Source organism: Rhizobium aethiopicum (assembly GCF_014197535.1).
GTDB lineage: Bacteria > Pseudomonadota > Alphaproteobacteria > Rhizobiales > Rhizobiaceae > Rhizobium > Rhizobium aethiopicum_A.
In genome coordinates, this window is sequence record NZ_JACIFV010000004.1 from 247,228 (window position 1) to 272,893 (window position 25,666).

At 62.1% G+C, this 25,666-nt stretch carries 26 protein-coding genes and 1 other RNA gene; 7 read left to right on the forward strand and 20 right to left on the reverse strand.

What is annotated here, in order from left to right:
• The first annotated feature begins 8 nt into the window (after positions 1–8).
• Both GGD53_RS08525 and GGD53_RS08530 read left to right on the forward strand, forming a co-directional pair.
• Positions 9–1,112 carry a MotA/TolQ/ExbB proton channel family protein gene (locus GGD53_RS08525; RefSeq protein ID WP_184455032.1) on the forward strand — a complete coding sequence of 368 codons (1,104 nt, stop codon included), beginning with the start codon at positions 9–11 and terminating at the stop codon, positions 1,110–1,112.
• 3 nt (positions 1,113–1,115) lie between these two features.
• Positions 1,116–2,147, forward strand: a complete 1,032-nt coding sequence (locus tag GGD53_RS08530) for a peptidoglycan -binding protein (protein ID WP_184455033.1) — start codon at positions 1,116–1,118, stop codon at positions 2,145–2,147.
• On the opposite strand, the gene GGD53_RS08535 is transcribed toward GGD53_RS08530, so the two are convergent.
• From GGD53_RS08535 to GGD53_RS08555, 5 genes are all read right to left on the reverse strand, one after another.
• Positions 2,148–3,398 (reverse strand): RNA polymerase sigma factor, encoded by a 1,251-nt coding sequence (locus GGD53_RS08535; RefSeq protein WP_184455034.1) that lies wholly within the window; start codon positions 3,396–3,398, stop codon positions 2,148–2,150.
• 6 nt (positions 3,399–3,404) lie between these two features.
• Complete coding sequence (locus tag GGD53_RS08540; RefSeq protein ID WP_184455035.1) at positions 3,405–3,743, reverse strand: YciI family protein; 339 nt, start codon at positions 3,741–3,743, stop codon at positions 3,405–3,407.
• A 251-nt stretch (positions 3,744–3,994) separates the two neighbouring features.
• Entirely contained in the window at positions 3,995–4,183 is a 189-nt protein-coding gene (locus GGD53_RS08545; RefSeq protein ID WP_064804840.1) for a YegP family protein, read from the reverse strand.
• A gap of 160 nt (positions 4,184–4,343) precedes the next feature.
• Complete coding sequence (locus GGD53_RS08550) at positions 4,344–5,336, reverse strand: Bug family tripartite tricarboxylate transporter substrate binding protein (RefSeq protein WP_184455036.1); 993 nt, start codon at positions 5,334–5,336, stop codon at positions 4,344–4,346.
• Between the two features lie 138 nt (positions 5,337–5,474).
• Positions 5,475–7,274 carry an ABC transporter transmembrane domain-containing protein gene (locus tag GGD53_RS08555; protein ID WP_184455037.1) on the reverse strand — a complete coding sequence of 600 codons (1,800 nt, stop codon included), beginning with the start codon at positions 7,272–7,274 and terminating at the stop codon, positions 5,475–5,477.
• A 192-nt stretch (positions 7,275–7,466) separates the two neighbouring features.
• Here GGD53_RS08555 and rpmE point away from each other — a divergent pair, with 192 nt between their 5' ends.
• On the forward strand, positions 7,467–7,688 hold the full coding sequence (rpmE, locus tag GGD53_RS08560; RefSeq protein WP_009990270.1) for a 50S ribosomal protein L31: 222 nt from the start codon (positions 7,467–7,469) through the stop codon (positions 7,686–7,688).
• A 136-nt stretch (positions 7,689–7,824) separates the two neighbouring features.
• Here rpmE and GGD53_RS08565 read toward each other — a convergent pair whose 3' ends face one another.
• The 3 genes from GGD53_RS08565 to GGD53_RS08575 all read right to left on the reverse strand — a co-directional run bounded on the left by GGD53_RS08565 (position 7,825) and on the right by GGD53_RS08575 (position 10,363).
• Positions 7,825–8,340 carry a DUF1465 family protein gene (locus GGD53_RS08565; protein WP_004679442.1) on the reverse strand — a complete coding sequence of 172 codons (516 nt, stop codon included), beginning with the start codon at positions 8,338–8,340 and terminating at the stop codon, positions 7,825–7,827.
• A 391-nt stretch (positions 8,341–8,731) separates the two neighbouring features.
• A complete protein-coding gene (locus tag GGD53_RS08570; RefSeq protein WP_184455038.1) occupies positions 8,732–8,923 on the reverse strand; it encodes a DUF1192 domain-containing protein in 192 nt (63 codons plus the stop codon).
• A gap of 159 nt (positions 8,924–9,082) precedes the next feature.
• A complete protein-coding gene (locus GGD53_RS08575) occupies positions 9,083–10,363 on the reverse strand; it encodes an MFS transporter (RefSeq protein ID WP_184455039.1) in 1,281 nt (426 codons plus the stop codon).
• A gap of 172 nt (positions 10,364–10,535) precedes the next feature.
• On the opposite strand from GGD53_RS08575, the gene GGD53_RS08580 reads away from it, so the two are divergent.
• Complete coding sequence (locus GGD53_RS08580; RefSeq protein WP_184455040.1) at positions 10,536–10,700, forward strand: hypothetical protein; 165 nt, start codon at positions 10,536–10,538, stop codon at positions 10,698–10,700.
• A gap of 27 nt (positions 10,701–10,727) precedes the next feature.
• On the opposite strand, the gene GGD53_RS08585 is transcribed toward GGD53_RS08580, so the two are convergent.
• The 8 genes from GGD53_RS08585 to tkt form a co-directional block, all read right to left on the reverse strand.
• Positions 10,728–11,651, reverse strand: a complete 924-nt coding sequence (locus GGD53_RS08585) for a PhzF family phenazine biosynthesis protein (RefSeq protein ID WP_184455041.1) — start codon at positions 11,649–11,651, stop codon at positions 10,728–10,730.
• A gap of 397 nt (positions 11,652–12,048) precedes the next feature.
• Positions 12,049–13,074, reverse strand: coding sequence for a class I fructose-bisphosphate aldolase (locus GGD53_RS08590; protein ID WP_184455042.1), 1,026 nt, complete (start codon positions 13,072–13,074; stop codon positions 12,049–12,051).
• A gap of 223 nt (positions 13,075–13,297) precedes the next feature.
• A complete protein-coding gene (locus GGD53_RS08595; protein ID WP_184455043.1) occupies positions 13,298–14,500 on the reverse strand; it encodes a phosphoglycerate kinase in 1,203 nt (400 codons plus the stop codon).
• A gap of 70 nt (positions 14,501–14,570) precedes the next feature.
• Positions 14,571–16,445, reverse strand: coding sequence for a potassium/proton antiporter (locus tag GGD53_RS08600; protein ID WP_184455044.1), 1,875 nt, complete (start codon positions 16,443–16,445; stop codon positions 14,571–14,573).
• Positions 16,446–16,774: 329 nt separating this feature from the next.
• The gene (locus GGD53_RS08605; RefSeq protein WP_184455045.1) at positions 16,775–16,951 is read right to left on the reverse strand and encodes a hypothetical protein; all 177 of its coding nucleotides are present in this window, start codon (positions 16,949–16,951) and stop codon (positions 16,775–16,777) included.
• 136 nt (positions 16,952–17,087) lie between these two features.
• Positions 17,088–17,408, reverse strand: coding sequence for a hypothetical protein (locus GGD53_RS08610; protein WP_184455046.1), 321 nt, complete (start codon positions 17,406–17,408; stop codon positions 17,088–17,090).
• Positions 17,409–17,540: 132 nt separating this feature from the next.
• The gene (gene gap, locus GGD53_RS08615) at positions 17,541–18,551 is read right to left on the reverse strand and encodes a type I glyceraldehyde-3-phosphate dehydrogenase (RefSeq protein WP_064811756.1); all 1,011 of its coding nucleotides are present in this window, start codon (positions 18,549–18,551) and stop codon (positions 17,541–17,543) included.
• Positions 18,552–18,635: 84 nt separating this feature from the next.
• Positions 18,636–20,609 carry a transketolase gene (gene tkt, locus GGD53_RS08620; protein ID WP_184455047.1) on the reverse strand — a complete coding sequence of 658 codons (1,974 nt, stop codon included), beginning with the start codon at positions 20,607–20,609 and terminating at the stop codon, positions 18,636–18,638.
• 333 nt (positions 20,610–20,942) lie between these two features.
• Here tkt and GGD53_RS08625 point away from each other — a divergent pair, with 333 nt between their 5' ends.
• The 3 genes from GGD53_RS08625 (at position 20,943) to ssrS (ending at position 21,840) form a co-directional block, all read left to right on the forward strand.
• Positions 20,943–21,218 (forward strand): DUF4164 domain-containing protein, encoded by a 276-nt coding sequence (locus tag GGD53_RS08625; RefSeq protein WP_184455048.1) that lies wholly within the window; start codon positions 20,943–20,945, stop codon positions 21,216–21,218.
• Between the two features lie 16 nt (positions 21,219–21,234).
• Positions 21,235–21,612 (forward strand): cell division protein ZapA, encoded by a 378-nt coding sequence (locus GGD53_RS08630; protein ID WP_184455049.1) that lies wholly within the window; start codon positions 21,235–21,237, stop codon positions 21,610–21,612.
• A gap of 69 nt (positions 21,613–21,681) precedes the next feature.
• Positions 21,682–21,840: non-coding RNA, 6S RNA (gene ssrS / locus GGD53_RS08635), on the forward strand.
• 78 nt (positions 21,841–21,918) lie between these two features.
• On the opposite strand, the gene GGD53_RS08640 is transcribed toward ssrS, so the two are convergent.
• The 4 genes from GGD53_RS08640 to GGD53_RS08655 form a co-directional block, all read right to left on the reverse strand.
• Positions 21,919–23,391, reverse strand: a complete 1,473-nt coding sequence (locus GGD53_RS08640; RefSeq protein ID WP_184455050.1) for an esterase-like activity of phytase family protein — start codon at positions 23,389–23,391, stop codon at positions 21,919–21,921.
• 199 nt (positions 23,392–23,590) lie between these two features.
• Positions 23,591–24,574 (reverse strand): NAD-dependent epimerase/dehydratase family protein, encoded by a 984-nt coding sequence (locus GGD53_RS08645; protein ID WP_184455051.1) that lies wholly within the window; start codon positions 24,572–24,574, stop codon positions 23,591–23,593.
• A gap of 68 nt (positions 24,575–24,642) precedes the next feature.
• On the reverse strand, positions 24,643–25,209 hold the full coding sequence (locus tag GGD53_RS08650) for a helix-turn-helix transcriptional regulator (RefSeq protein WP_184455052.1): 567 nt from the start codon (positions 25,207–25,209) through the stop codon (positions 24,643–24,645).
• Between the two features lie 94 nt (positions 25,210–25,303).
• Positions 25,304–25,627, reverse strand: a complete 324-nt coding sequence (locus GGD53_RS08655) for an ArsR/SmtB family transcription factor (protein ID WP_184455053.1) — start codon at positions 25,625–25,627, stop codon at positions 25,304–25,306.
• Positions 25,628–25,666: the final 39 nt, after the last annotated feature.

Sequence of the window (25,666 nt, forward strand, 5' to 3'; positions counted from 1 at the left end):
CTGAACCTATGGAAAATGTGAATGTGGCGGAGATCGGCTCCACCGAAAAGAGGGCCGGCGGTTATACCTACAGGCTCTCGAGCCCCATGCCCTTCCTCTGGACGATGCTGCTTTTCCTCGTCATTGTCGGGTTCATTGCCGCCATCCTCTTTCGGCAGACGCAGACCGCCTTCATGCATAATCCGGGCCTCAACGGCCTGATCCTCGGCGTTCTCGCAGTCGGAATCGTGCTTGTTTTCAATCACGTGCTGGCGCTTCGACCCGAAGTGCGCTGGTTCAATTCCTTCCGCGCTGCCGGCAGCGCGGATAAGGTCAACCGTAACCCGCGGCTGCTTGCGCCGATGCGGGCGCTGATCGGCAGCCGCAAGGCGTCGGTGGCGCTGTCGACGACCGCGCTGCGTTCGATTCTCGACTCGATCGCCACCCGCCTCGACGAATCGCGTGACGTTTCGCGCTACCTGATCGGCCTCCTGGTCTTCCTCGGCCTGCTCGGCACGTTCTGGGGTCTCATCGGCACGATCGGCTCGATCAGCGCCGTCATCCAATCGCTCGATCCCGGCTCGAACGGCACGGGAGACGTGCTCTCGGCGCTGAAAGAGGGACTTTCCATGCCGCTTTCCGGCATGGGGCAGGCCTTCTCGTCGTCGCTGCTCGGCCTCTCCGGTTCGCTCATTCTCGGCTTCCTCGACCTGCAGGCAGGTCGCGCGCAGAATCGCTTCTATACGGAGCTGGAAAACTGGCTCTCCTCGGTCACCGATGTCGGCTCCGATCTTGCGCCGGCGCTCGACGCCGTTGCCGGGTCTTCCTCGGACGACATGCGCGCACTCTCCGAGTATCTGCGCAAGGTCTCCGAAGAAGGCGGTGTCGGCAACCAGCGCTCTGTCGCCGCCATGGCAAGCCTTGCCGAAGGTATTCAGGGTCTGGTCAAGAATATGCGCAACGAGCAGCAGATGCTGCGTGACTGGATCGAGGCACAGCAGGACGAGGCGAAGGCAATGCGCCGCACGCTCGACCGGCTGGCCGAGCGCATCGGCCTGCAGGAGCGGGGCGGCGAGCGGACCGAGCGCCTGCGCGAGCGCACGAGTCATGCAGAAAAGAGCGAGGGCAAGTAAGCCATGGCACTTGCCCGCAACCGCCGCCGCGAACGCACGGTGGATTACTGGCCGGGCTTCGTCGATGCGCTGTCGACGCTGCTCATTTCGATCATGTTCCTGCTGACGGTTTTCGTCGTCGGGCAGTTCATCCTCAGCCGCGAAATCACCGGACGCGACGAGGTGCTCAATCGCCTCAATAGCCAGATCAATGAGCTGACGCAGCTTCTGGCGCTCGAAAAGGGCAGCAACCAGGATCTCCAGGATTCGGTCGCCAATCTGCAAGCCTCGCTCGCGACTGCCGAAGGCGACCGCTCGCGGCTTCAGGCGCTGCTGAACGCCGGCTCGGGCGGCCAGGATGCGGCTCAGAAGCGGATCGGCGCGATGACGCAGGAGCTCGACGAGCAGAAGCAGGTGAGCGAACGGGCGCTGAGCCAGGTCGAACTCTTGAATCAGCAGATCGCCGCACTCCGCAGCCAGATCGCCGCGGTCGAAGCGGCGCTGCAGGCATCCGAGGAGAAGGACCGGGTCTCGCAGACCAAGATCGCCGATCTCGGCAGTCGCCTCAACGTGGCGCTGGCCGCGCGCGTGCAGGAACTGAACCGTTACCGTTCCGACTTCTTCGGCCGGTTGCGTGAAATCCTGTCAGATCGCGAGAATATCCGCATCGTCGGCGACCGGTTCGTCTTCCAGTCGGAAGTGCTGTTTCCCTCGGGAGGCGCCGATCTCAATCCGGACGGGCAGACGGAGATGGCGAAGCTCGCCGCCGCTCTTCTCGATCTCGCCAAGGAAATTCCCCCGGAGATCAACTGGGTGCTGCGCGTCGACGGCCATACCGACAATGTGCCGCTCGCCGGGACCGGCCGCTATCGCGACAACTGGGAACTCTCCTCAGAGCGCGCGATTTCGGTCGTCAAGTTCCTGATCGGCAAGGGCGTGCCGGCCGACCGGCTGGTTGCCGCCGGCTTCGGAGAGTTCCAGCCGATCGCGCCGGGCGATACGCCGGATGCGCGCGCCACCAACCGCCGCATCGAGCTGAAGCTGACGGAGAAATGATCAACCTGGCGAGGCTTGGCGCACCTGCTCCAGTCGGCTGGCGAGGAAGTCGCGCACGGCGGGACTGTCGCTGAGGCCGATCGCCGTCAGGTAGGCGTCGGCCGCGGCAGCATCGTCGCCGGCTCGTGCCAGAAGAAAGGCACGTACAGCCCAGTAGGGCTGATAGGCTATGACCGCGCGCGGATCGACCTTGTCGAGCAGGGTCAGGCCCTCGGCGGGGCTTAAAGCCCGGCCAATCACCGCCGCTTGGGCGACGCGCGCGCCGAGCGTCGGCTTCATCGTCAGCAACGCGGCATAGAGCGTCGTTAGCGCCTGCCAGTCGGTCGTTCCCGAGACGCGGCGCGCCGCATGCACCGATTGAATCGCTGCCTGGCACTGATAGGGGCCGAAACGGTTGAAGCTCCCTGCCTTGCGCAGCAGCGCGTTCGCCTCCGCGATCATGGTGGCGTCCCAGCCGGCCGGGTCCTGCTCGTCGAGCGGTACATAGCGACCGGCGCTGTCACGCCGGGCGCTCCGGCGGGCTTCGCAGTAAAGCATCAGCGAGACGAGGCCAATCGCTTCCGGTTCATCCGGCAGCACCGTCAGAAGCGCCCGTCCGAGCCAGATCGCTTCGCCGGCAAGCGAATGGTGCGCTTCCTCGCCATCGAGACCGTCCCATCCGAGGCCGTAGGCGGCGTAGATCGCCGAAAGCACGGCGGTAAGGCGCCCAGGCAGGGCGGGCCGAGACGGAATGGTGAAGGGAATCCCGGCGTCCCGGATCTTCACCTTGGCCCGCACCAGCCGCTGGCTCATCGCTTCCGCCGAAACGACGAAGGCTCGTGCAATGGTCCTCGCTTCGATGCCGAGAATCGTCTGCAGCATCAGGGCCGTATGCACGGAGCTGTCGATGGCAGGGTGGGTACAGGCGAAGAGCAGCTTCAGCCGTTCATCGGGAAAAACGGAATTGCTGGCCTCGTTCATGTGTTCCTCGGCTTCCTCCAAGGCCACCGATATCGTCGTTTGCGCATTGGCCTCGACAGTGCGGCGGCGTGCCGCCTGCATCAGGTTGCGGCGGGCGGCCACGAGCAGCCAGGCTTCCGGATTGGCAGGAACGCCGCGCTCCGGCCAGACGCGCAGGGCCGAAGCCAGCGCGTCCGACAATGCGTCTTCTGCCGCCGGCACGTCGCGCGAGCGGGCGGCGAGAAAGGCGATCAGCTTGCCGTAGGACTGTCGCGCCACCTGTTCGGTGGCGCGTCCTGCATCGGGTGGCATCCTTCCTCACATCTGCAGGCGAGGGCGCACTTCGACAGAACCCTTGTCGGAAATCGGAACGCGCATCGCCCATTCGAGCGCGGCGTCCAAATCGGGCACCTCGATCAGATAGAAGCCGCCCAGTTGTTCCTTGCCTTCCGGATAGGGACCATCCTGGACATCGTGATCCTCGCCTTTGCGGCGTATGACCGTGCCAGTCTCGGGCGCTGTCAGCCCGGCGCCGCCGGTCATGATCCCCGCCTGGACAAGCGCCTGGGTGTAGGCGACCCAGCCGTCGCGATAGACCGGGTCGCTACGGCGGGCGAAATCCTCCGGCGCTTCGCGAATGATGAGGGCATATTGCATGGAAAACTCCTGATCTCGTTGTTGGCTTTGATCCAGGCCGCCGACGAAAGCCATCTGGCCTGGTGGAGCGGTTCAGCCGTTCCAAGACAATGAGGCGCGATCGCCGTTCGTTTCGACATGCTTTGAAAAAATACTTGAAAAGGAAAAACCGCGCCGGACATTCAAAGCAGGTGAGGCGGGTTTCAAAGACACCAGCGCCTTTCAAGGCGCGAAAAAGCAGGGCGGCATTCATGCCGCCCGTGCCGTCCTGCTCAGGCTTCGGCCTTGGTCTGATCTACGATGTCGGCGCCGGGCGAGTTCTTCTTGATGGATTCGATGGCGTTCAGGGCGGATGCCTTCGCCTTGTAGCCTTCGGAACTGAACATGGTTTCGCCGTTCGATGCCTTGAATCGGAAACGGAATTCGCCTGATTTATCCTTGTAGACTTCGAATTTATACATTGATGTCTCCCAAAACGCTGAATTCCAACCATCAGCATGGCCGAGGCTAGACCAAAATGGTGAGCTTTTCCACTACCTTAATTAGAAATGAGTTGCACGGCGTCCAATTGCCGTCGCTTCCGTGGAACGCAAGCGAGGCGAGCGGCGGCATAGACCGGCGTCACTCCATCTGGATATTCGCGCCCTTGACGACTGGTCCCCATTTGGCGAGCTCGGCTTTCACATGGGCGGCGAGTTCCTCCGGCGTCGAGCCGACGATGGTGGCGCTGAATTCCTTCATGCGTTCGGCAACGGCTGGATCTTTGAGCGCCTTGTTGGCCGAGGCGTTGAGACGCGTCACCACCTCGCTCGGCGTGTTGGCCGGGGCAAAAAGCGCGTTCCAGGTATAGGTCTCGTAGCCCGGTATGCCCGACTCGGCAATCGTGGGCACATCAGGGAAGGAGGGCGCGCGCTCGGCGGTCGTCACCGCCAGCGCCCGCAGCGTGCCGGCCTTGATGTGGCTGGAGGAGGAGGGCAAGTTGTCGAACATGATCGGCACCTGGTTGCCGATGACATCGTTCAATGCCGGACCGGCACCCTTATAGGGGATATGCTGCATGCTGACGCCGGCCATGGACTTGAAGAGCTCGCCGGAGAGATGCAGCGGCGTGCCGTTGCCCGACGAGGCATAACTGTATTTGTCGGGCTCGGCCTTCAGCAGCGCGATCAGTTCCGGCACGGTTTTTGCCGGTAGTTCCGGATTGACGACCAGCACGTTCGGCACGACGACGAGCAGCGAGACAGGGGCGAAATCCTTCTCGGGGTCGTAGGGGGTCGATTTGAGGATCAGCGGATTGAGGGCGTGGGTCGCGACGGTGCCCATCAGAATGGTATAGCCGTCGGGCTCGGCGCGCGCGACGTTGCCGGCGCCGAGATTGCCGCCGGCGCCGGCGACGTTCTGGACGATCACCTGCTGGCCGAGATCCTCCGACATCTTCTGCGCGACGATGCGGGCGACGACGTCGGTCGAGCCGCCGGCCGCGAAGGGCACGACCATGGTGATCGCGCGATCGGGAAAATCCGCAGCAACAGCAGAGCTGCCGAGCCCCAGCATTGCAGTCAGGCCAAGAGCGAGCGCGAGGCCCGTGCGTCGCGTGATGTTGGAAAGCGCCATTCCTATCTCCTCCCACGATTTCAACAGCAATCCCCACCCAGGGGCATGAAGAGGGTAGGGCAGGAGGCGGTAAAGACAACCGTAGGGAGGCGCAGTTGAGCCAGACTTTAGTCTCGTGCGGCCAGAGGCGCCTGCCTTCTATTTGGCTGCGAGCACATCCTCGTTGGCGGCGTCGAATTGCAGGCGGGCGAGGCGGGCATAGATGCCGCCGTACCGGATCAGGCTCTGATGCGTGCCTTCCTCCACGACGCGGCCCTGGTCCATGACGAGGATGCGGTCGGCCTTCAGCACGGTTGCCAGGCGATGGGCGATGACGAGCGTCGTACGGCCGTCGACCAAGCCGTCGAGCGCCTTCTGCACCAGCGTCTCGCTTTCGGCGTCGAGTGCGGAGGTCGCCTCGTCGAGCAGCAGCACGGGCGCGTTCTTCAGGATGGCGCGCGCAATCGCGATGCGCTGTCGCTGGCCGCCGGAGAGGGTGACGCCGCGTTCGCCGACCTCGGTCTCGTAGCCGTTATCCAGCCGGGCGATGAATTCATCGGCCTGGGCGGCAAGCGCTGCGGCGTGGACTTCCTCACGCGATGCACCGGGGCGGCCGAAAGCGATGTTGTCATGGATCGATGCAGCGAAGATGGTGACGTCCTGCGGCACGATGGCGATGCGCTGGCGCAACTCGTCAGGCGTCGTCAGCCGGGCATCGACACTGTCAATTGCCACGCTGCCCTGCTGCGGGTCGTAGAAGCGCAGCAGCAACGAAAAGACTGTGCTCTTGCCGGCGCCGGAGGGGCCGACAATGGCGACGGTTTCGCCCGGGGCAACGGCGAAGCTCAAGCCATGCAAGGCCGATTTGCCGGGGCGCGAGGGATAGGCGAAATGCACGTCGGAAAACTCGACGCGGCCGCGGCTGGGCGAAGGGAGAGCCTCGGGGTTGGCGGGGGCTGATATCGGCGACACCTCGTCGAGAAGTTCGGTCAACCGGTCGGCGGCGCCGGCCGCCTGCGAGAGTTCGCCCCAGACCTCCGACAGCGCGCCGAGCGACCCCGCGGAGATCACGGCGTAGAGCAGGAACTGGCCGAGCGTGCCGGCAGACAGCGTGCCGGCAAGCACGCCGTGGGCGCCGACCCAGAGCACGGCGACGACGCTGCCGAAGATCAGGGTGATGGCGATGCCGGTCAAGAGTGCGCGCGAGCGGATGGCGGCGCGGGCGGCCTCGTAGGCAGATTCGACGGCGCCGGCGTATCGCCTCGCCGCGGCATCCTCGCCGTTGAAGGCCTGTACCGTACGGGTCGCGGCGATCGTCTCATTGGCGAAGGCGGACGCTTCGGCAAGCGTATCCTGAGCGGCGCGAGAACGCCTGCGCACCGAGCGGCCGAAGGCGACGAGCGGAAAGACGATCAGCGGGATCGCTCCGATGACGAGGCTCGAAAGTTTCGGCGAGGTGACGACCATCATGCCCATGGCGCCGAGACAGAGAATGAGGTTCCTGAGCGCCACCGAGGCGGTGGCGCCGACGGCGGACTTGATCTGCGTCGTATCGGCAGTCAGACGCGAGACGATCTCGCCGGACTGGTTGACGTCGAAGAAGGAGGGCGACAGCCGCGTCACATGGTTAAAGACGTCGCGGCGAAGATCGGCGACGATACGTTCGCCGATGGTAATGACGAAATAATAACGCAACGCGCTGGCGATCGCGAGCACGACGGCCATGACCATCAGCATAGCGAAGTAGCTGTTGATGAAGCTGCCGTCAGACTGGGTGAAGCCGTGGTCGATCATGCGGCGTACGGCGAGCGGAAGTGCCAGCGAGGTCATGGCGGCGAGCGCCAGCGAAATCAGCGCGCCGGCCACCAGCCCGCGATAACGCGTGACATAAGGTATCAGCCTGCCGAGTGGCCGCAGCGACCGCCTTCTGTTTTCCTCAGCCCGTGCCTGTTCTGCCAAATCGTCTCCGATCGCCTGCAGGACCCGCTAATGCGGCCTGTTGGCTCTTGTTATCCCGGCGTCCTTCATGTATAGGCACCGCATCCTAATGGGAAGCCGTAGCCATCACGACTGCGGCTTCATTTATTCAATCGGTTCGTTGGCCGCAACTGCATGCGGCAAATTGAACTCCGGTATCGCAGGAAGATTGTTATGAAGGCAGGCATCCATCCCGACTATCACACGATCAAGGTAGTCATGACCGATGGCACCGAATACGAAACCCGCTCGACCTGGGGTTCGGAAGGCGCTGTCATGAACCTAGAAATCGATTCCAAGTCGCATCCGGCCTGGACGGGCGGCAACCAGCAGCTCATGGACCGCGGCGGCCGCGTTTCCAAGTTCAACAAGCGTTTCGGCGGCCTCGGTCTCTAATCGCTTCTGCTTGAACGACGTTTCGCAAGGAGCCCGGTTCTGCCGGGCTTTTTTGCGTTCGCAGAACGGTGCGCAGCGGCAACAAAAAACCGGCCGCGCACCGCGCAGCCGGTCCAAATGGATTTAGCAGATCTGGTCAGTTGTTGCCGAAGGCCGTCTGTAGCAGGGAAAGCTGCGCCTGGACGCTGTTCTGATTGTCATGAACGATCACGGCTTCGGCCGGACGATAGATTTCGCGATCCAGCAGCGCGATGCGGTTCTGCAGGCGCAGGGAGCGCTCGACGAGGTCGCGGAAGGATTCCGGCAGATCGCCCCAGCCGGGTGCCGCGCGGTCGACGTTGAAGCCGTCGAGGCGGACCTTGTTCTTCTCGGCCAGCACCTGGTCGCGCGACATTTCGCCATTGTTGACGGCGCGCTGCAGCAGCAGCCACGAGGCCATCTGCATCAGGCGGGTGGTCAGCCGCATCGATTCCGCGGCGTAGAGGACAGATGCCATGCGCGGCAGAACCTTGGAGGCTGCGCGGCCTTGGCCGTCGAGATAGGCGGCGGTCTCTTCGACCAGCGACATGCCTTCGGCATAGAGTGCCTTGAACTGTGAGGATGCAGCCGCGCGGCCCGCAAAACTGATCGTGTTCAATCCAACTTCCGACATCGCAATAGTCCCTGTTGCACGCAGCTACTTATGGTCAGGTAACGCCGGGGTTGACGGAAAAGTTTCCGCGTCCGGTCTTTATGACTTTAAGATGGTATCATTAGCGCAAATGCGCAAGCCGTTTCTTAAGAAAGGGTTAATCTCCACAGTTTCATGGAAATGCGCCGGCCGCAGCAAAAAGAAGAGCCGCAAAAGCGGCTCTCAAGGTAAAACAGGGAGAAAAATCAGACCAATTCACCGCGTGGAAAACTGTCTGAGATCCAGAGAAAGCCTGGATGAGTACAGTAATACCTTATAAAGCTTAATGTTTTATTAACATTGTGCCGAATGAAGACTTGAGGCTGGCTCATTTTGCCTGCCTATGGTCTTGTTTTCGGAGGCTTTTAGCGGATCACGAGCGGAAGAAGCTTTCAGCGACCTGCCGCTCGGATGCTTTGCGGGCGGCTTCGGCTTCGAGCCGGGCGATCTCGGTTTTCAACAATTCCACTCGCGCCTTCAGCTCATCCACCGAAAGCATGGAGAGATCGGCGCCGATCTCGTGGGCGGTTTTCTTCTGCGGCCGGTCGTCATCGATAAAGCTCATCGGTTCTCCTCCTTTTGCTGCCGGCAGCATAATGCCGAAAAATGCGGCCGATACGGAATCGGAATTTAGGCCGATCCGGCCGAAATCCAGTCTCGCCTCCCCATTTTCGTTTTTCGTGAGCCACGGAGAAAACCGCAGCGCGGCTTTGTGCAGGAAGGCTTAACCGAACTTTACAGCAGGATCGCTGCTTTCGGGAGATTTGCCGGTGCCACGATCGGCCAGCGACATGCTCTGCGGTGTCAGCATCGGCGACGTGCCGGTCGGGATCGTCGTATAGGCGTCGCGGTCGCTGGCGGGGACGGCGGCGCGGATGCGGCTTCTGATAATCGCATAAACGGTGATCAACACATGGGCGACGGCGGTGACCAGGAAAAGCGCGTGCGGGGTGATTGCCGACATGACGGGGCCGCCGAGCGTCGGGCCGATGACCGTGCCGATGCCGTAGAGCAGCAGCAGGCCGCCGGAGACCTTGACGAAATCCTCCGACGCCGCGAAGTCGTTGGCGTGAGCGACAGCGATCGGATAGAGCGTGTTTGCCACCGCGCCGTAAAGGACAACGAGCCCGATCAGCAAGGCTGGAGATGTCGGGTGAAGCAGAAAGATCAGCAGGCCGGCGATGGCGGCAATCGCCGACAGGGCGGCAAGCACGTAGCGCCGGTCGATACGATCAGAAAGCCGGCCGGCCGGCAGCTGCATCATGGCGCCGGCGAAGATGGTTGCGCTCATCATGATGGCGATGCTGGTGTCGGAAAGGCCGGCGCCGGCGCCGAAGACAGCGCCCAGCGTGCCGTAAGCGCCGTTGGCAATGCCGACGAGCAGAATGCCGAGGCAGGAAACGGGCGAATTGCGATACAGCGCCGGCAGGTCGAGGCGCACGGCCTTCAGCGGCTGCGGTGAAGCCGCGGTCGAGAGCGTCGTCGGCAGCATGGCGATGCAATAAAAGATGCCGCAGATCATGAACAGCACCGGCGTGCGTACATCTTCGAGCGGGATCATCATCTGGCCGCCGACGACACCGAGCAGGGTGATGCCGATATAGAGCGAGAAAATCGCACCGCGGCTCTCGTTGCTGGCGCGCTCGTTCAGCCAGCTTTCGATGATCATCGACGTGCCGGCGGTGGAGAAGCCGGTCACCGCGCGCAGGATCACCCACCAGAACGGATCGATGATTATGCCGCTGACCAGCGCGATGATGGCGATGATCGAGATGAATCCGGAGAAGGCTCTGACATGGCCGACGCGGCGCACCAGTTTCGGCGCCACCAGGCAGCCGATGACGAAGCCGCCGGCCCATGAGGTGCCAAGCAGGCCGAGCGTCGTCGTGGCGTAGCCTTCGAGATTGCCGCGTACGGGAAGCAGGATACCCTGCAGACCATTGCCCATGAAAAGGAAGAGCGTGCCAAAGAGCAGCGCGGCGACGGACAGCAGATTTCTCTTCATTTCCCAGACTCGGTCTTAAGCGATTATGAACGGACATAAGGCAAGACCTGCGCCTGCCCAGCCTCAAGATGATTGATTGTGCCCCGGAATGCCTTTACGGCGTGTGTGATCCTCTTGTTCGCGCGGAAAAATGTCCGTCCTGTGGCATTCGGAAAAACGGAAAAAATAAAGCATGACAAAGCTGATAGCCTTGCTGCTCATCCTTGCCATGGCGATACAGGTGATCAAGCCGCTCGGGCTTCCCGGCCTCCGGCGGCGGATGGATTTCTGGAAGATCGCGCTGATCGCCTTCGGCATATGGGCAGTGGCGTTGCTGTCGCGCGACTTTCTGATGTAAGCCTCGGCAGAAGCCTCGATGTGGCCGTCAGTCCTGCAGGATGATTTCGCCGCGCATCACGGCAACGCAGTTTCCCGAGATGATGACATCGGTGACGAGGCCGCCGGATTTTGCCACGTCGAGGGTGATGACGCTGCGGCGGCCCATTTCCACGCCCTGTTCGATGGTGATGCGGACGTTCATATCGGCCTCCGGCGTCAGCGCGACGAGATAGGCGCCGAGAGCGGCCGAAGCGCTGCCGGTTGCCGGATCTTCGGGTACGTTGTCGAGAGGCGCGAACATGCGGGCGCGAATAGCCCACGGATTTTCGGGTGTCCTAGCATAGACGAAGAGGGAGAAGTCGTGGCCGCTCGTCGTCTGCCGGCCGGCGGCGGCCTGGAAGCCGGCGAGATTCGGACGGGCGGCGGAGAGCGCCTCGAGCCCGTTCAACTCGGCAATGGCGAAGTTCAGGCCGACCGAGGCAAAGACAGGGGCGTGGGCGGTTTTGACGATGGCGCCGGGTTCGAGCCCGATGCAGCGGGCGATGATTTCCTCGGCAATGGTATCGCCGACCGTTAGTGGCTGCGGCGCGCGGATGGCTGTTGCCGCAACCTTTCCGCCGCTGCGTCTCAGGTCGACCTCGACGATGCCGGCTTCTTCCTCGAAGCGCAGCTTCTCGCCGACCGGCTTACCGAAGATCTCCGCCTGCTGGCCGAGCACGTAGGCGGTGCCGACGTTCGGATGGCCGGCAAAGGGGATTTCCATCGTCGGGGTGAAGATGCGCACGCGGGCAGAATTCTCGGGGTCTTCCGGCGGCAGGACGAAAGTCACCTCGGAATAGTTGAACTCGGTGGCGATCTTCTGCATCGCCGCATCGGTGAGGCCGCGCGCATCGGAGATGACCGCAAGCGGATTGCCCTCGAAGCGCGTGAAGGTGAAGACATCGACGGTGACGTAGGAAAGGGTGTTCATCGCGGCTCCTGTTGTGGCGGGCCGTTATGAATAATCACGGATTTAGATGGGACGAAGTGGTTTCTTGTCGCCGTGACAATGAGAAGGAGGGTGTCTGGCGCGTTGGGTTGGTTGCTCCCTTCCCCCCAGCGGGGAGAAGGTAGCCCGAAGGGTCGGATGAGGGGGCCGCGGCAGAACATTTGTTATTGTTGTGAGCGAGCAGGGCAATCAATGCTGTGCCGTGTGGCCCCCTCATCTGCCTGCCGGCATCTTCTCCCCGCTGGGGAGAAGGGGTATGTGGCGGCGCTGAGCTCCTCCCTCAATGTGACGGCCACAGACGTAGCGAGGGAGGCGGGGGGATTAGGCAAGAGCAGCAACATTGTGGTTGCTGCCCTCGCCCTTTCCCAAATGCTCAAAATCAGGCGGCCTTTTCCAGGTCCTTCTTCCAGCTGCCCTTGGCGGCGAGACTGTTCATCTCGGCGCGATGGGTGAATTCACGCTGGCCGGCGGCGACGTTTTCCGGCTTGCCGTTCCAGGCCTTCAGCGCACTGTCCTGCAGGGCGCGGCCGTAGGAGAAGGTGACGAACCAGGGCAGGTCGGCTGTGGCATTGATCGCCGAAAGGTGCGCGCTCGCTTCTTCGGTCGACTGGCCGCCGGAGAGGAAGGCGATGCCGGGAACCGCAGAGGGAACCGTGCGCTTCAGCACCTGCACGGTGCGTTCGGCGACTTCGGCGACCGAGGCCTTGCGGGCGTTCTTGCCGTCGATGACCATGTTCGGCTTCAGGATCATGCCTTCGAGGCTGACGCGGGCATCGGCCAGTTCCTCAAAAACGATGCGCAGCGTGGATTCGGTGACTTCGGCGCAGCGGTCGATATTGTGGTCGCCCGGCTTGCCGTCCATCAGGCATTCCGGCTCGACGATCGGAACGATCTTGGCTTCCTGGCAGAGGGCCGCGTAGCGGGCAAGCGCCTGAGCGTTGGCGCGAACCGAGCCGCGGGTCGGCAGTGTCGAGGAGATGGCGACGACGCCGCGCCACTTGGCGAAACGGGCGCCAGCCTCATAATAGCGGGCAAGGCGCTCGCCGAGACCATCGAGGCCTTCGGTGATGGTTTCGCCCGGAAATTTGGCCATCGGCTTGGCGCCGGTATCGACCTTGATGCCGGGAATGGAACCAGCGGCGCGGATGATATCGACGAAAGGCGTGCCGTCCGCGGCCTTCTGGAAGAGCGTCTCTTCGAAGAGGATAACGCCGGAAATATATTTCTTCATCGCCTCGTCGGAGCGGAAGAGCATCTCGCGGTAATCGCGACGGCTCGTTTCGGTCGATTCGAGATTGATCGTGTCGAAACGCTTCTTGATGGTCGAGGTCGATTCATCAGCCGCAAGCAGTCCCCTGCCGCCTGCAACCATCTGCACTGCAATATCTTCCAGTCGTTCGCTCATTCGTTCTCTCCACAGCATGAAACATCGGCGGTTTAAGAATATAGGACGGCGATAACAGAAGTTTATAGGGAGGAAAATGGAAGGCTAAGTCACTGAAACGATTGAAATCGTTTCAATCGTTTGAAAAACTGGGATTTTTTCCGGCGCTTGAGCAAAAGACCGCGGAAGGCTTCTCGCCGCCGCGGTCTATCCACATGTAAAACCTGCCAAATTCGCTTAGCGCTCATTTGCCGGCGTTGAGGACGGCGACGCCGGGTAACTCCTTGCCTTCCATCCATTCGAGGAAAGCGCCGCCGGCGGTGGAGACATAGGTGAAATCGTCGGCAACGCCGGCATGGTTCAGCGCTGAGACGGTATCGCCGCCGCCGGCAACCGAGGTCAGCTTGCCGGCTGCTGTGCGCTCGGCGGCGTATTTTGCGACTGCAACCGTTGCGGCATCGAAGGGCTCGATCTCGAAGGCGCCGAGCGGACCGTTCCAGACGAGCGTCGAGGCGCGCTCGATCCAGGCATTGATGGCCTGAATGGATTTCGGCCCGACGTCGAGCACCATGGCATCGGCGGGAATGGCGTTGATATCGACCGTCTCATTGGCGGCACCCGCCTTGAACTCGCCGGCGACGACACCGTCTTCCGGCAGAATGATGGCGCAGCCTGATGTCGCGGCCTCGATCATGATCTGCTTGGCGGTTTCAGCAAGATCATGCTCGCAGAGCGACTTGCCGACATTGGTGCCACGCGCGGCGATGAAGGTATTGGCCATGCCGCCGCCGATGACGAGTGCATCGACCTTCTTCACAAGATTCATCAAAAGATCGATCTTGGTCGAGACCTTGGCGCCGCCGACGATGGCGACGACGGGGCGGGTGGGACTGCCGAGACCTTTTTCCAGCGCTTCCAGCTCGGCCTGCATGGTGCGGCCGGCAAAGGCCGGCAGGTGGTGAGCAAGGCCTTCGGTGGAAGCATGGGCGCGGTGGGCGGCGGAGAAGGCGTCATTGACATAGATATCGCCGTTGGCGGCGAGCGCCTTGGTGAAATCGGGATCGTTCTTTTCCTCGCCCTTGTGAAAGCGGGTGTTTTCCAGCAGCAGAATATCGCCATTATTCATTCCGGCTACTGCGGAAGCGGCGGCCTCGCCGATGCAGTCGGAGGCCGTCAGCACCGCGTGATCGAGCACTTCCTCGACGGAAGAGGCGATTAGCGACAGCGACAGATCCGCCGACGGACCGTCCTTCGGCCGGCCGAAATGGGCAAGCAGGATCACCTTGGCGCCTTTGCCCGACAGTTCGAGGATCGTCGGCGCCACTCGCTCGATGCGCGTCGTATCGGTGACCTTGCCGTCCTTGACCGGGACATTGAGGTCGACACGGATGAGCACGCGCTTGCCGCTGATGTCGGAGAGATCGTCGAGGGTCTTGAAAGAAGGCATGGGGAAGATCCAGTCTTGGTTGGCGGAAGTCGCGCCGACCATAGCAAGGATCATTCGAGACGCAAGGCGTTCAACGGCCGTTTTCGCGTCTAGCTTCCTCGCCTCCGGCCGATGCTTTCGGCATGGTTTCGGAGGCCGCCGCTTCGCGGTTGCGGCGTCCGTTCAACCTGTCGTGGATGCGCTGGATAATGTCCTTGAGATTGATGAAGATCGGCAGGGTGGTGGCCGGTTCGACCGCTTCGAGCGACATGCCGACCGAGGTGACGTGGTCGTGCTCGTCGAGATCACGGACGATGAGGATGATCGAGCCGAGACGCACGCGATCGGCATAATCGGCCTTGCCGCCGAGGCGCTGCCGCATCAGTTCCGCGATCGTCAGGCCTTTCTCGGATTCGTTGAGCAGGCCGGGCCCATAGGCGGCATCGAGATCGGCGGCGGGACGGGCGGGCGAGAGCGCGAAGGCGCCGAAGAATTCGGCATCGTCCTCATCCACCGGCGCACGGCTGGCGAAGAGCCGGTCGAGCAGCCGGGAATAGCTCGGCACGATGAAGAGATAGACCAGATCGTTTTCGCGCAGCCGCCCGGCATATTGATAACGCATTGACTTGCCGTCGCGGATGACAAGCGAAGGGGTGGCCCAGCGCGGAATGCGCTCGCCGCGCAGCACCGGACTGTCCTTGATGACACGGTAGGAGAGAAGTTCGTGGTTGGCGGCGCCGGGAAGATCGACCTCGACCTTGTCGACGGCGCCGATGCGCGGCGGAATGATCAGGCCGAGCTTCTTGGCTATCGGCTTGATCGTCCAGCCCTGGACGAGCAGGGAGACCAACACGATGATGAAGGCGGTGTTGAAGAAGAGCTGACCGTTTTCCAGGCCGCCGAGGATCGGCATGATAGCGAGCAAAATGGAGACGGCGCCGCGCAGGCCGACCCAGGCGACGAAACCGATCTCCTGCTGCGTATAATCGAACGGAAGCAGCGACAGCCAGATTGCCAGCGGTCGGGCAATGAAGATCAGGAAGAGGGCAAGCAGGATCGCCGGCACGACGATGGCGGGAAATTGTGACGGCGTGGCGAGCAGGCCGAGCACCAGGAACATGATAATCTGCGCCAGCCAGGTCATGCCGTCCTGGAAGCGTTTGATGGTGCCAAGCGCCTGCATTCTCCGGTTTCCGGCGTAGATGCCGGCGACATAGACGGCGAGGAAGCCGCTGCCGCCGACCGCACCGGCGAAGGAGAAGACGAGAAGGGCAAGCGCCAGCACGAAGATCGGCGTCAGGCCGCGATCGGTGTCGAGCCTGCTGACGATCAGCACGATCATCATGCCGCCGAGCAGGCCGAGGATGACGCCGAGCCCCATCTGCTGCACGAACATGGCGAGCATGCCGATATTGATGCCGGCATAACGCTCGCCGCTCGCCAGGACCTCGACGAGGGCGATGGTGAGGAAGATCGCCATCGGATCGTTGGTGCCGGATTCGACTTCCAGCGTCGAGCGCACCTTATCGCGGATGTTGATGCCGCCGATGCGCAGCAGGAAGAAGACGGCGGCGGCATCCGTCGATGCGACGATCGAACCGAGCAGCAGGCCTTCGAGCCAGGTGAAATTCAACAGCCACATGGCAGCGACGGCAAAGAGCGAGGCGGTGATCAGAACGCCGACCGAAGCGAGCGTCAAAGAAGGCACGGCCGCGAGCCGAAAGGCCTGCATCGGCGTACCGAAGCCGGAATCGAACAGGATGACGGCGAGCGCAATAGAACCGAGAATATAGGCGAGATAGTTGTTGCTGAATTCGATGCCGAGCCCGTCGACGCCGGCGGCAAGGCCGATCATCAGGAAGAGCAGCAGCAGCGGGGCGCCGAAGCGGAAGGCGAGCAGACTCGAAAAAGCGGCAAGAAGCACAAGCGCCGTCGCGACCAGCACCACGATATAGAACGCTTCCATGCCCACCCCTTTCCATCGAATCCTTCGCGGATGCGGCCACCCCCGACCGATCCGTCCGTCTCAACCCCTCCGCCACGCACGTCGATCCATCAGTAAACGGCAAAACGGCAGAGAAGGGTAGGCCTTGCGGCTTAACCTCGTCTCGTGCTGCATCATGCTGCTGAACGGCTGCCGGACGGCCACCGACACGGAAATGCTACGGGAGAAACTCTCTATGAAGAATGTATAAGAAAATCAGGCAAGAGCAGGGCGAAAGGCAGGAAGATCGATTTTTCCTGCGGGTATCCGCAAACCGCAGCAGGATAGACACATTCCTCCATGCGGCCCCGTCAGAACACTGCCTGAAGTATGATGACGGCGAGGAACGAAAGACCGATGAACGCGGCAACCCGGATGGCCAGACGATTAGCCTTTGCCAACACGGCAGGTCTGACGTCCCGCTTGGGGTGAAAGCGCTGCCGCCGCTTGAGGGTGGTTTGGGACAAGCGTTTTTGCGCCTCTGCCATTTATCGCCTCCACTTAGATCATCTCAGCCATTGTGCAGCGCTATTGCATTTCCTCAGTTTATCACGCTTGGCCAGCGAATTGCCAACCGTGATTCCGTTCTTCGGCCGCAACGAACCCGTCGCTTCGAAATGGCTTTCACGGTCCGTCTTCGGTGTCCTCGCCCTCGTCGGTCAGGTCTTCGACCGGCACCAGGAAAACGACGAACTCATCATCGATGGTCCTTTCCGGATCGTCGTCGAATTCATAGGCGTGTTCGACTTCGCTGGCTTCCTCAGCCGTCGCTTTGCGCAGGCTGAGCGTCGCCTTCCGGTCCCACAGGGGCTTGCCCTCGGATTCTAGAATGGTGAGGTCGTCACGAAAATCTTCCGCTTCGAAGAAATGCGTCGCTTCCTCATGGTTCTTCGAGCGAAAGCTGGCGACGGCGCGGCCGGCGACTTCAACGGTAAAGTAAACCATCCATCCCTCTTTATCTCCTCCGGATGGCAACACGGCCCCGGGGCCATCAACGATGCCATGACTGGCTTCACACGCCTATAACAAAAACGGCCCGGTTTCCCGGGCCATCCATGATTTTCAATGATCCACCGCTCAGATGAGCTTGGCGAAAGCCACGGCCGTGTCCGACATGCGGCTCGAGAAGCCCCACTCGTTGTCGTACCAGGACAGGACGCGCACGAAATTGCCTTCCATGACCTTGGTCTGATCGGTTGCGAAGATCGAGGAGTGGCTGTCGTGGTTGAAGTCGCGGGAGACGAGCGGCTCGTCGGTGTAGCCGAGGATGCCCTTCAGCTTGCCGTTGGAGGCAGCCTTGATGGCTTCGTTGATTTCGCCGACCGTGGTGGCCTTCTTGGAAACGAACTTGAAGTCGACGACCGAGACGTTCGGGGTGGGAACGCGGATCGAGGTGCCGTCGAGCTTGCCCTTGAGGTGCGGCAGCACGAGGCCGACGGCCTTGGCGGCGCCCGTCGAGGTCGGGATCATGGAGAGAGCGGCAGCGCGGGCGCGATACAGATCCTTGTGCATCGTGTCGAGCGTCGGCTGGTCGCCGGTGTAGGAGTGGATCGTCGTCATGAAGCCGTGGTCGATGCCGACGGCGTCGTCGAGAATCTTGACGACCGGCACCAGGCAGTTGGTGGTGCAGGAGGCATTGGAGATGACCATGTGCTCCTTGGTGAGCTGGTCATGGTTGACGCCGTAGACGACGGTGAGATCGGCGCCATCAGCGGGAGCCGAGACGAGGACGCGCTTGGCGCCGGCCGTCAGATGGGCGGCGGCCTTGTCGCGGGCGGTGAAGATGCCGGTGCATTCCATGGCGATATCGACGCCGAGCTCGCGGTGAGGCAGCGTTGCCGGATCCTTGATCGCGGTGACCTTGATCGGCTTGCCGCCGCCGACGATGATCGTGTCGCCTTCGACCTTCACTTCGGCCGGGAACTTGCCGTGGATCGAATCGTAACGCAGCAGATGGGCATTGGTCTCGACCGGGCCGAGGTCGTTGATGGCGACGACCTCAATGTCGGTGCGGCCGGATTCGACGATAGCGCGGAGGACGTTACGGCCGATGCGGCCGAAACCATTGATGGCAACCTTGACTGTCATGTTCATTCACTCCCGATAGAATAGGGCCCAGTAGGCCGGGCGGCCTGGAATTGAGGAGATGGAGAGCGCCTCAAGGCGCCCTCTTTAAAGCTTTGCTTCGGCAGCCGCAACGACGGCGTCGGCGGTGATGCCGAAATGCTTATAAACGTCCTTGACCGGACCGGACGCGCCGAAGCTCTTCATGCCGATGAAAGTGCCTTCCGGCCCGATGAAGGCGTCCCAGCCTTCGCGGACGGCGGCTTCGACGGCGATCTTGACCGGGGAGTTGCCGAGCACTTGCTTACGATAGGCGTCCGGCTGTTCGAAGAACAGCTCCGTGCAGGGAACCGATACGACGCGCACCGTCACACCCTTAGCTTCGAGCGCTACGCGGGCGGCAACGGCGATTTCGACTTCGGAGCCGGAGGCGAAGATCGTCACCTTGGCGTCGGCATAGCCGGCAAGCGTATAAGCGCCCTGTTCGCAGAGGTTCTTTTCGCTGTATTCGGTGCGGGCCGGGCTGAGGTTCTGGCGCGTCAGGGCAAGGCCCGAGGGACGGTTGTGGGTCTTGATGGCGATTTGCCAGCATTCCGCCGTTTCCGTGGCGTCGGCCGGGCGGAAGACCAGCAGGTTGGGGATGGCGCGCAAGCCGGCGAGCTGTTCGACGGGCTGGTGCGTCGGGCCGTCTTCTCCGACGCCGATCGAGTCATGCGTCAGAACGTGGATGACGCGGATGCCCATCAGTGCAGCGAGGCGGATCGGCGGGCGGCAGTAATCCGAGAAGATCAGGAAGCCGCCGCTATAGGGAATGAGGCCGCCGTGCAGCGCAATGCCGTTCATGGCCGAAGCCATGCCGTGCTCGCGGATGCCCCAGTGCACGTAACGGCCGGCGAAATCCGTCGGCGTGATCGAGTGCATCTGGCTGGTCTTGGTGTTGTTAGACGGCGTCAGGTCGGCGGAACCGCCAAGCGTTTCCGGCACGAAGCCGTTGATGATCTCCAGCGCGTCTTCGGATGCCTTGCGGGTTGCGACCGTCGGCTTGGTCTCGGCCAGCTTCTTCTTATATGCGCTGATCGCGGCGTCGAAACCCTCCGGCAATTCGCCTGCCATGCGGCGGGAGAATTCCGCTTTGACGGGCGACTTGGCCAGAGTTTCTTCCCATGCCTTGACGATATTGTCGGAACGGGTGCCGGCGGCGCGCCATGCATCGAGAATGTCCGAGGGAACGACGAAGGGCTCGTAATCCCAGTTCAGCGCCTTACGGGTGGCGGCGATCTCGTCGGCGCCGAGCGGGCTGCCGTGAACCTTGTGGCTGCCGGCCTTGTTCGGGGCGCCGAAGCCGATCACCGTCTTGCAGGCGATGAAGGTCGGGCGATCAGACTTGTGGGCGGCTTCGATCGCATCGGCGATGGCGGCCTGATCGTGGCCATCGATTTCGATCGTATTCCAGTGAACGGCCTTGAAGCGGGCGATCTGATCGGTCGAATCCGACAGCGAAACGGCGCCGTCGATGGTGATCGAGTTGTTGTCCCAGAAAAGGATCAGCTTGTTGAGCTTCAGGTGGCCGGCAAGGGCGATGGCTTCATGGCTGATGCCCTCCATCAGGCAGCCGTCGCCATTGATGACATAGGTGTAGTGGTCCTGGAGGTCCGCACCGAATTCGTCGCGCAGCTTGCGTTCGGCGATTGCCATGCCGACCGCATTGGCGATGCCCTGACCGAGCGGGCCGGTGGTGGTCTCGATGCCGGTTGCGTGGCCGTATTCAGGGTGGCCGGCGGTCTTGGAGCCGACCTGACGGAACTGCTTCAGATCCTCGATCGTCATGTCGGGATAACCGGTCAGATACAGCAGCGAATAGAGCAGCATCGAGCCATGGCCGGCCGACAGCACGAAGCGGTCGCGGTTCGGCCAATGCGGCTTCTTGGGGTCGAAGCGCAGATATTTGGTGAACAGGACCGTCGCTACGTCAGCCATGCCCATCGGCATACCAGGGTGGCCGGAATTCGCCTTTTCAACGGCGTCCATGGCGAGGAAACGGATCGCGTTCGCCATCCGGTCGTTTTGTTGGAGAGAGGTCATAGCTTTTCTGCGAGCTCCGGGTGTCGGGGGATGGCCTCGAGCCTCCAAGACCATCGAGTGAAAGCGGCTGACACATAGCAGTTGGGGCTGGCGAGTCAATCAATGGCGGGGCAAATCCCAGCGTCCTTCGGCAATTTTTTGACATTTGATCGCTCGACTTTACAAAAGACCAAACGGGCGCGGCGGGCCTGTCTAAAACGTTCATCCACAGATAGGCAGGCTGGCGGGTGACGGGATTTATTGACGGGCCGTTGGCGAGCTGCATATCCTCTTGAAATCACAAGATCGGCAGATGTGGCCGATTCGCAGGTCCTGCACGGGAATCGGAAAGGCATGATGCCCACAGGCAAAACCATGGAAGCAGCGCTCGACGAATTGAGACAGGCGATTTCGAGCCTCGAAAACGCCGTCGACATGCGTGTCGAGCGGCAGCGCGAGCAGGGGGAGATCGAGGGCGAGGTGCGGCGTGTGCATGCCGACCGCTCCCGTCTGGCCCAGGAGCTCGACCAGGCCGAGTTTCGCGCCAACCGGCTGGAAGAGGTCAATCGCGAGGTATCGCGGCGGCTGGTGACGGCCATGGAGACGATCCGCGCGGTTCTGGACCGCTGATGAGAGAGAATTTGATATGGCGCAGGTGACGGTAACGATCGACGGCAAGGCCTATCGCATGGCCTGCGAGGAAGGGCAGGAGGATCATCTGACCGATCTCGCCACCGGTTTCGACCGCTATGTCGGCCATCTCAAGGGCCAGTTCGGCGAGATCGGCGATCTCAGGATCACCGTCATGGCCGGCATCATGATCATGGACGAGATTGCCGAGCTGACGCGCCGCATCGCGGGGTTGGAGTCCGAACTCGAGTCGCTACGCGGCAACCGCGACACCGTGCTTGCCGCGACCGCCCGCACAGAGGAAACGCTGGCAGCTGCGCTCGGCGAGGTTTCGAGCCGCATTCGCGGCATCACCGACAAGCTGAATGGCCGGGCCGCTCCCGAACTCAATTGATGTCAATAAAATAAAAACGGCCGGCCGTCGCCACTGGCGCGTCGATGCAAACGGCCTTATATATCGCGATGCGGTCTGCGCCTCTCGACAGGAACCACAATCCCTGGGGCCATACTCGATCCAAAGGGAGCTGTCCCTGTCCGGGCTCGTGGGCCTGGACACACGGTGCCCACCTACGTTTGTAGGCGCCCAGGATCGTAAACATCCATCGGTCGACGTGGATCGCACCTTTTCCTTTCATCATCGACGAAGACGCCGGGTCAACGGGCGAACGCTGCTCGCGCGTCCGCCCCTCGTGGCGCGCAGTTACTTCTTCAGACCGGGAAGCGTCACCTGGAAGACCTGGAACATGGTGTCCACGTCGGCGCCGCCGTCAGCCTTATAGGCGGCCCCCACCTGAAAGCCATCCTGCGTCAGGAAGTCGTTGTCGTTGGCGACGAACAGGAAGTAATCGTCCGGCAGCTTCGGATCGAGAACGCTTGCCAGACCCATGGCTTCCCATTTTTCCGACAGATCGTTCTTGTCGTTCGGTGCGCCGTTGTGCAGGCCGAAACGGCCAAGCTCGGCCTCGTCGTTGAGGTCGATGAACGGCGTCAGCGTCGCCGGCGTCAGCGACGGGTCGAGGACACCTTTCGGTGCGACCGCCTTGCCGGCATCGAAATCGCTGCCGGCGATATCGGTCGCGGCGGACAAGTCGACGATGTTGATCTTGCGATATAGAGACGTGTCGCCCTTCACGCCCTGGCCGTTGCCGCTGTCACGGGCAAGCATCAGGAAGGTTTTGTCGGAAAGGGCGACGATCTCGCTCTCGGCGGCGATCGTCGTCTTGCCCTTGGCGTCTTTGAAGACCGGCAGCGGCACGACATATTCGTGCACCAGCTTCAGATGATCGGGATCGGCGGCGTCATAGATCATGGCGCGGGTATTCTGGCGGGTCGAGCCGGAATCGCCGCCGTCCTGGCGGGCCGCCGACTGCAGTACGGCAACGATAAACTTGCCGTCGGGCGTCATTGCCATGCCTTCGAGACCCTGGTTGTTCTGGCGGCCGGTTTCGGGGTCCTTCGGATCGGGAGCGGACCCGCCGGGACCGGGATTGTTTGAGGCGAAGCTCAGCGCGCCCTTGCGCATCGGCAGAAGCGCCTTGGGCGGCTGGGTGGCTGAAAGCAAGTGGCCATCGGCGGAGAAGCGATAGATATAGGGGCCGTATTCGTCGCTGACGAACATAGTGCCGTCGGCCATGCGGATGATCGCCTCATCGTCGAGGGCGATCTTGCCGTTCGCCGCCTGCGGCAGCGGCGGGAAGTTGCCGGCAGCGGCGCGGACGCCGGATTCCGGGTCGAGACCGGTCGTGTCCGCCCCCTTGTCGTCAACAAAGAGCATGGAATCGACGAGTTTCGCCTCGACGCCCGATTGCTCCTTGCCGGCCTCGGGGGCCGCCCCTGGCGCGGTGGGGGTCAGAATGATCGAGAGGGTGTTCAGGCGCGGGTGGTAGTCGACAGTGCCGGCGACATTGTAACCGCGGTCGGGCAGCAGGTAGAGCGTGCCCCTATAGCTGGCGCCATCCCGACTCCAGGCGGCGGGGTCGATCGCCATGCCGGAGCCGGAGCCGAAGGTTTCACCGAATTTGTCGCGCTGGTTGGCCGGAATGCGGCCGACGCCGACCAGGCCCTTATTGACGAAAGTGGCGGAATTCTCCGCCCTTGCCATGGCGGGAATGGCGGCGGATGCCGCGAGAACTGCGGCGAACAGCCGCGATGCATATGGTCTGACGTTCTTCATGAAATAGCCTCTCGGTCAAAAGCGTTCCTGCACGGTTCCTGCCCGCAAGCTGGACACCGTTTCGAATGACATTCCTCGGTTTTGGGAGCGACTCCTCAGAACGGAACACGCCCGGATTTCGCCCCTATCCGGCTAAACGTCTAGGATGGGATCGTGATAACTGGATGACACCCTCGAAGCCTGCAATCAGCTCATTGCCCTAATCGACCGGATAGGGTCCTTCGGTGAATACTTCCTCGTGGTAGCCCTTGGAGCCGACATCGAGCGCCAACGGGCTTCGCCATTCGCGACGCTCGCGCAGGCAATCGACCACGAAGCGGAAATCATAGCGCGGCTGCCAGCCAAGTTCGCGCCTTGCGCGTTCGTTGACGTAGACGCGATCGAGCGTCGGGAACATTTTCCAGCCACGTTCGGCGTAAAGGGTGTTCGCACCTGGAAACAGCCGCTCGACGACAGCAGGCGCGTCACGCCTGAGCTCAGCGACGTCGCCCGATAGAAAAGGCGTCGTGGCCGAGATGATATAGCGGCCGAAGCCGATCACCGGCGCCTTTTCGAGCGCCAGAAAATGGGCGCCGACCACGTCGCTGATATCGACGCGGCGATGAAGCAGCTCGTTGGCCTGCGCATTTTCCGCGGAATAGCTGTTGCGAATCTCGGGATCGTCATCGCTTTCGGGAAAGAAGCGAGACGTCCTGAGGATGACGACAGGCAGGCGGGATTTGCGGGCGAAAAGTTCCGCGATTCCTTCGGCAGCGAGCTTCGTCACGCCGTAGATATTCTTCGCGACAGGAAGCACGTCCTCGGTGACCCACGCCGCGGGCTCGCCGGCGGCCGGCGTCAATGCCGCGCCGAAAGCGCTGGTGGTGCTCGTGAAGACGAAGCTTGCAACCCCCGCGGCGGTCGCCTCTTCGAGCAGGTTCAGCGTGCCGCCGACATTGGTGTCGAGGAAATCGCGATTGCCATGGGTCGCCACATGCGGCTTGTGCAGCGTGGCGGCATGGATGACGTGGCTGATGCCCGACATCGCCCGCCTGACGAAACCAGGGTCACCGATGGAGCCGACCATATTGGTAAAAGCCGATGGCTTGATGTCGATGCCGCGCGCCCACCGGCTCTGCGCGCTCAAGCTGCGCATCAGCGCCTCGCCGAGGTGGCCGGCGCTTCCCGTCACCAATATCGTCATCGCGTCGTCTCCTGGCCCCATTCGCGGCAGAGGCTACAAAAGACCGGCATTTGCGGACAACGCATAAATTATGCAGGAGGGTGCAGGAAAGCTGCATGCTCCGCGACGGTCGTGACGAGACGGCCGGCGCTGCCGTCGGAAAGCCTGATCCGCTCCCAGGTGACGCGGCCGGCGGCAATCGGCAGGCGCGCATTGCCGTTGGCTCCGGTATCGAAGGTCAACGACAGCAGCCTGCCCTCATGCCAGCCGCGCTCCTCCAGAGAAATTTCGGCGGCGGCGATCTCGGCGGAGGCGTAAGAGAAGAGAGAGCGGCCGAGAAAAGCGTCGAGCGGTGCGCGCCATTCCGCCTGCCGCGGACGGGAGGCAGACAGCAGCCGATGGGTGCCATCGCAGATCAGATGCACAGGCCGGACGGAATCTTCGACCAGCCGCTTTAAAGCCGCATCGGCCGCAGCATGTTGCGGCGAGGCGAAAATCCGATCCAGCTTGACGGCTTGGTCGGGCGAGGGAGCAAGCTGGCCGCGCTCCCAGCGCGAAACGGTCGCCTGGTTCACGCCGAGGAGTTCCGCGAGGTGCTGCTGCTTCATGCTGCGCAGCAACCGCATGCGGCGTATGCCGGCTCCTGATATCGTCATTTGTCCTGAGCTCCCACGCTTCTTTTGCCAGGATAGGAGTTCGGCGGGCCGGAAGGCAAGCCGACCCTCACGCCGGAGCATTGTTCCGGCTAATCTAATCTTCGAGATCGCTTCTCAGCCGATCGAGGATCGACAGGGCATGACCTGCATAGGCGCTGATCCAGCGGTCGTAGATGTGCTTGATCGGCAGGCTGTTCAGGTGGTTCCAGCGTTCTCGGCCTTCCTTTCTGGCGACGATCAGATCCGCTTCCTCAAGCACCTTCAGATGCTGCATCACCGTGCAGCGGTCCATGTCCGGAAACATTTCGCAAAGCGTCCCGGTGGTGCGGGGCGCGTCCTTGAGCAGATCGAGAATCTCGCGGCGGCGATGATGCGCCAGCGCCTTGAAGATTGGATCGTCAGTTGATTCGCTTGACATGTTATGTTTTTATAACATAATGGCATCAGACACAATGGA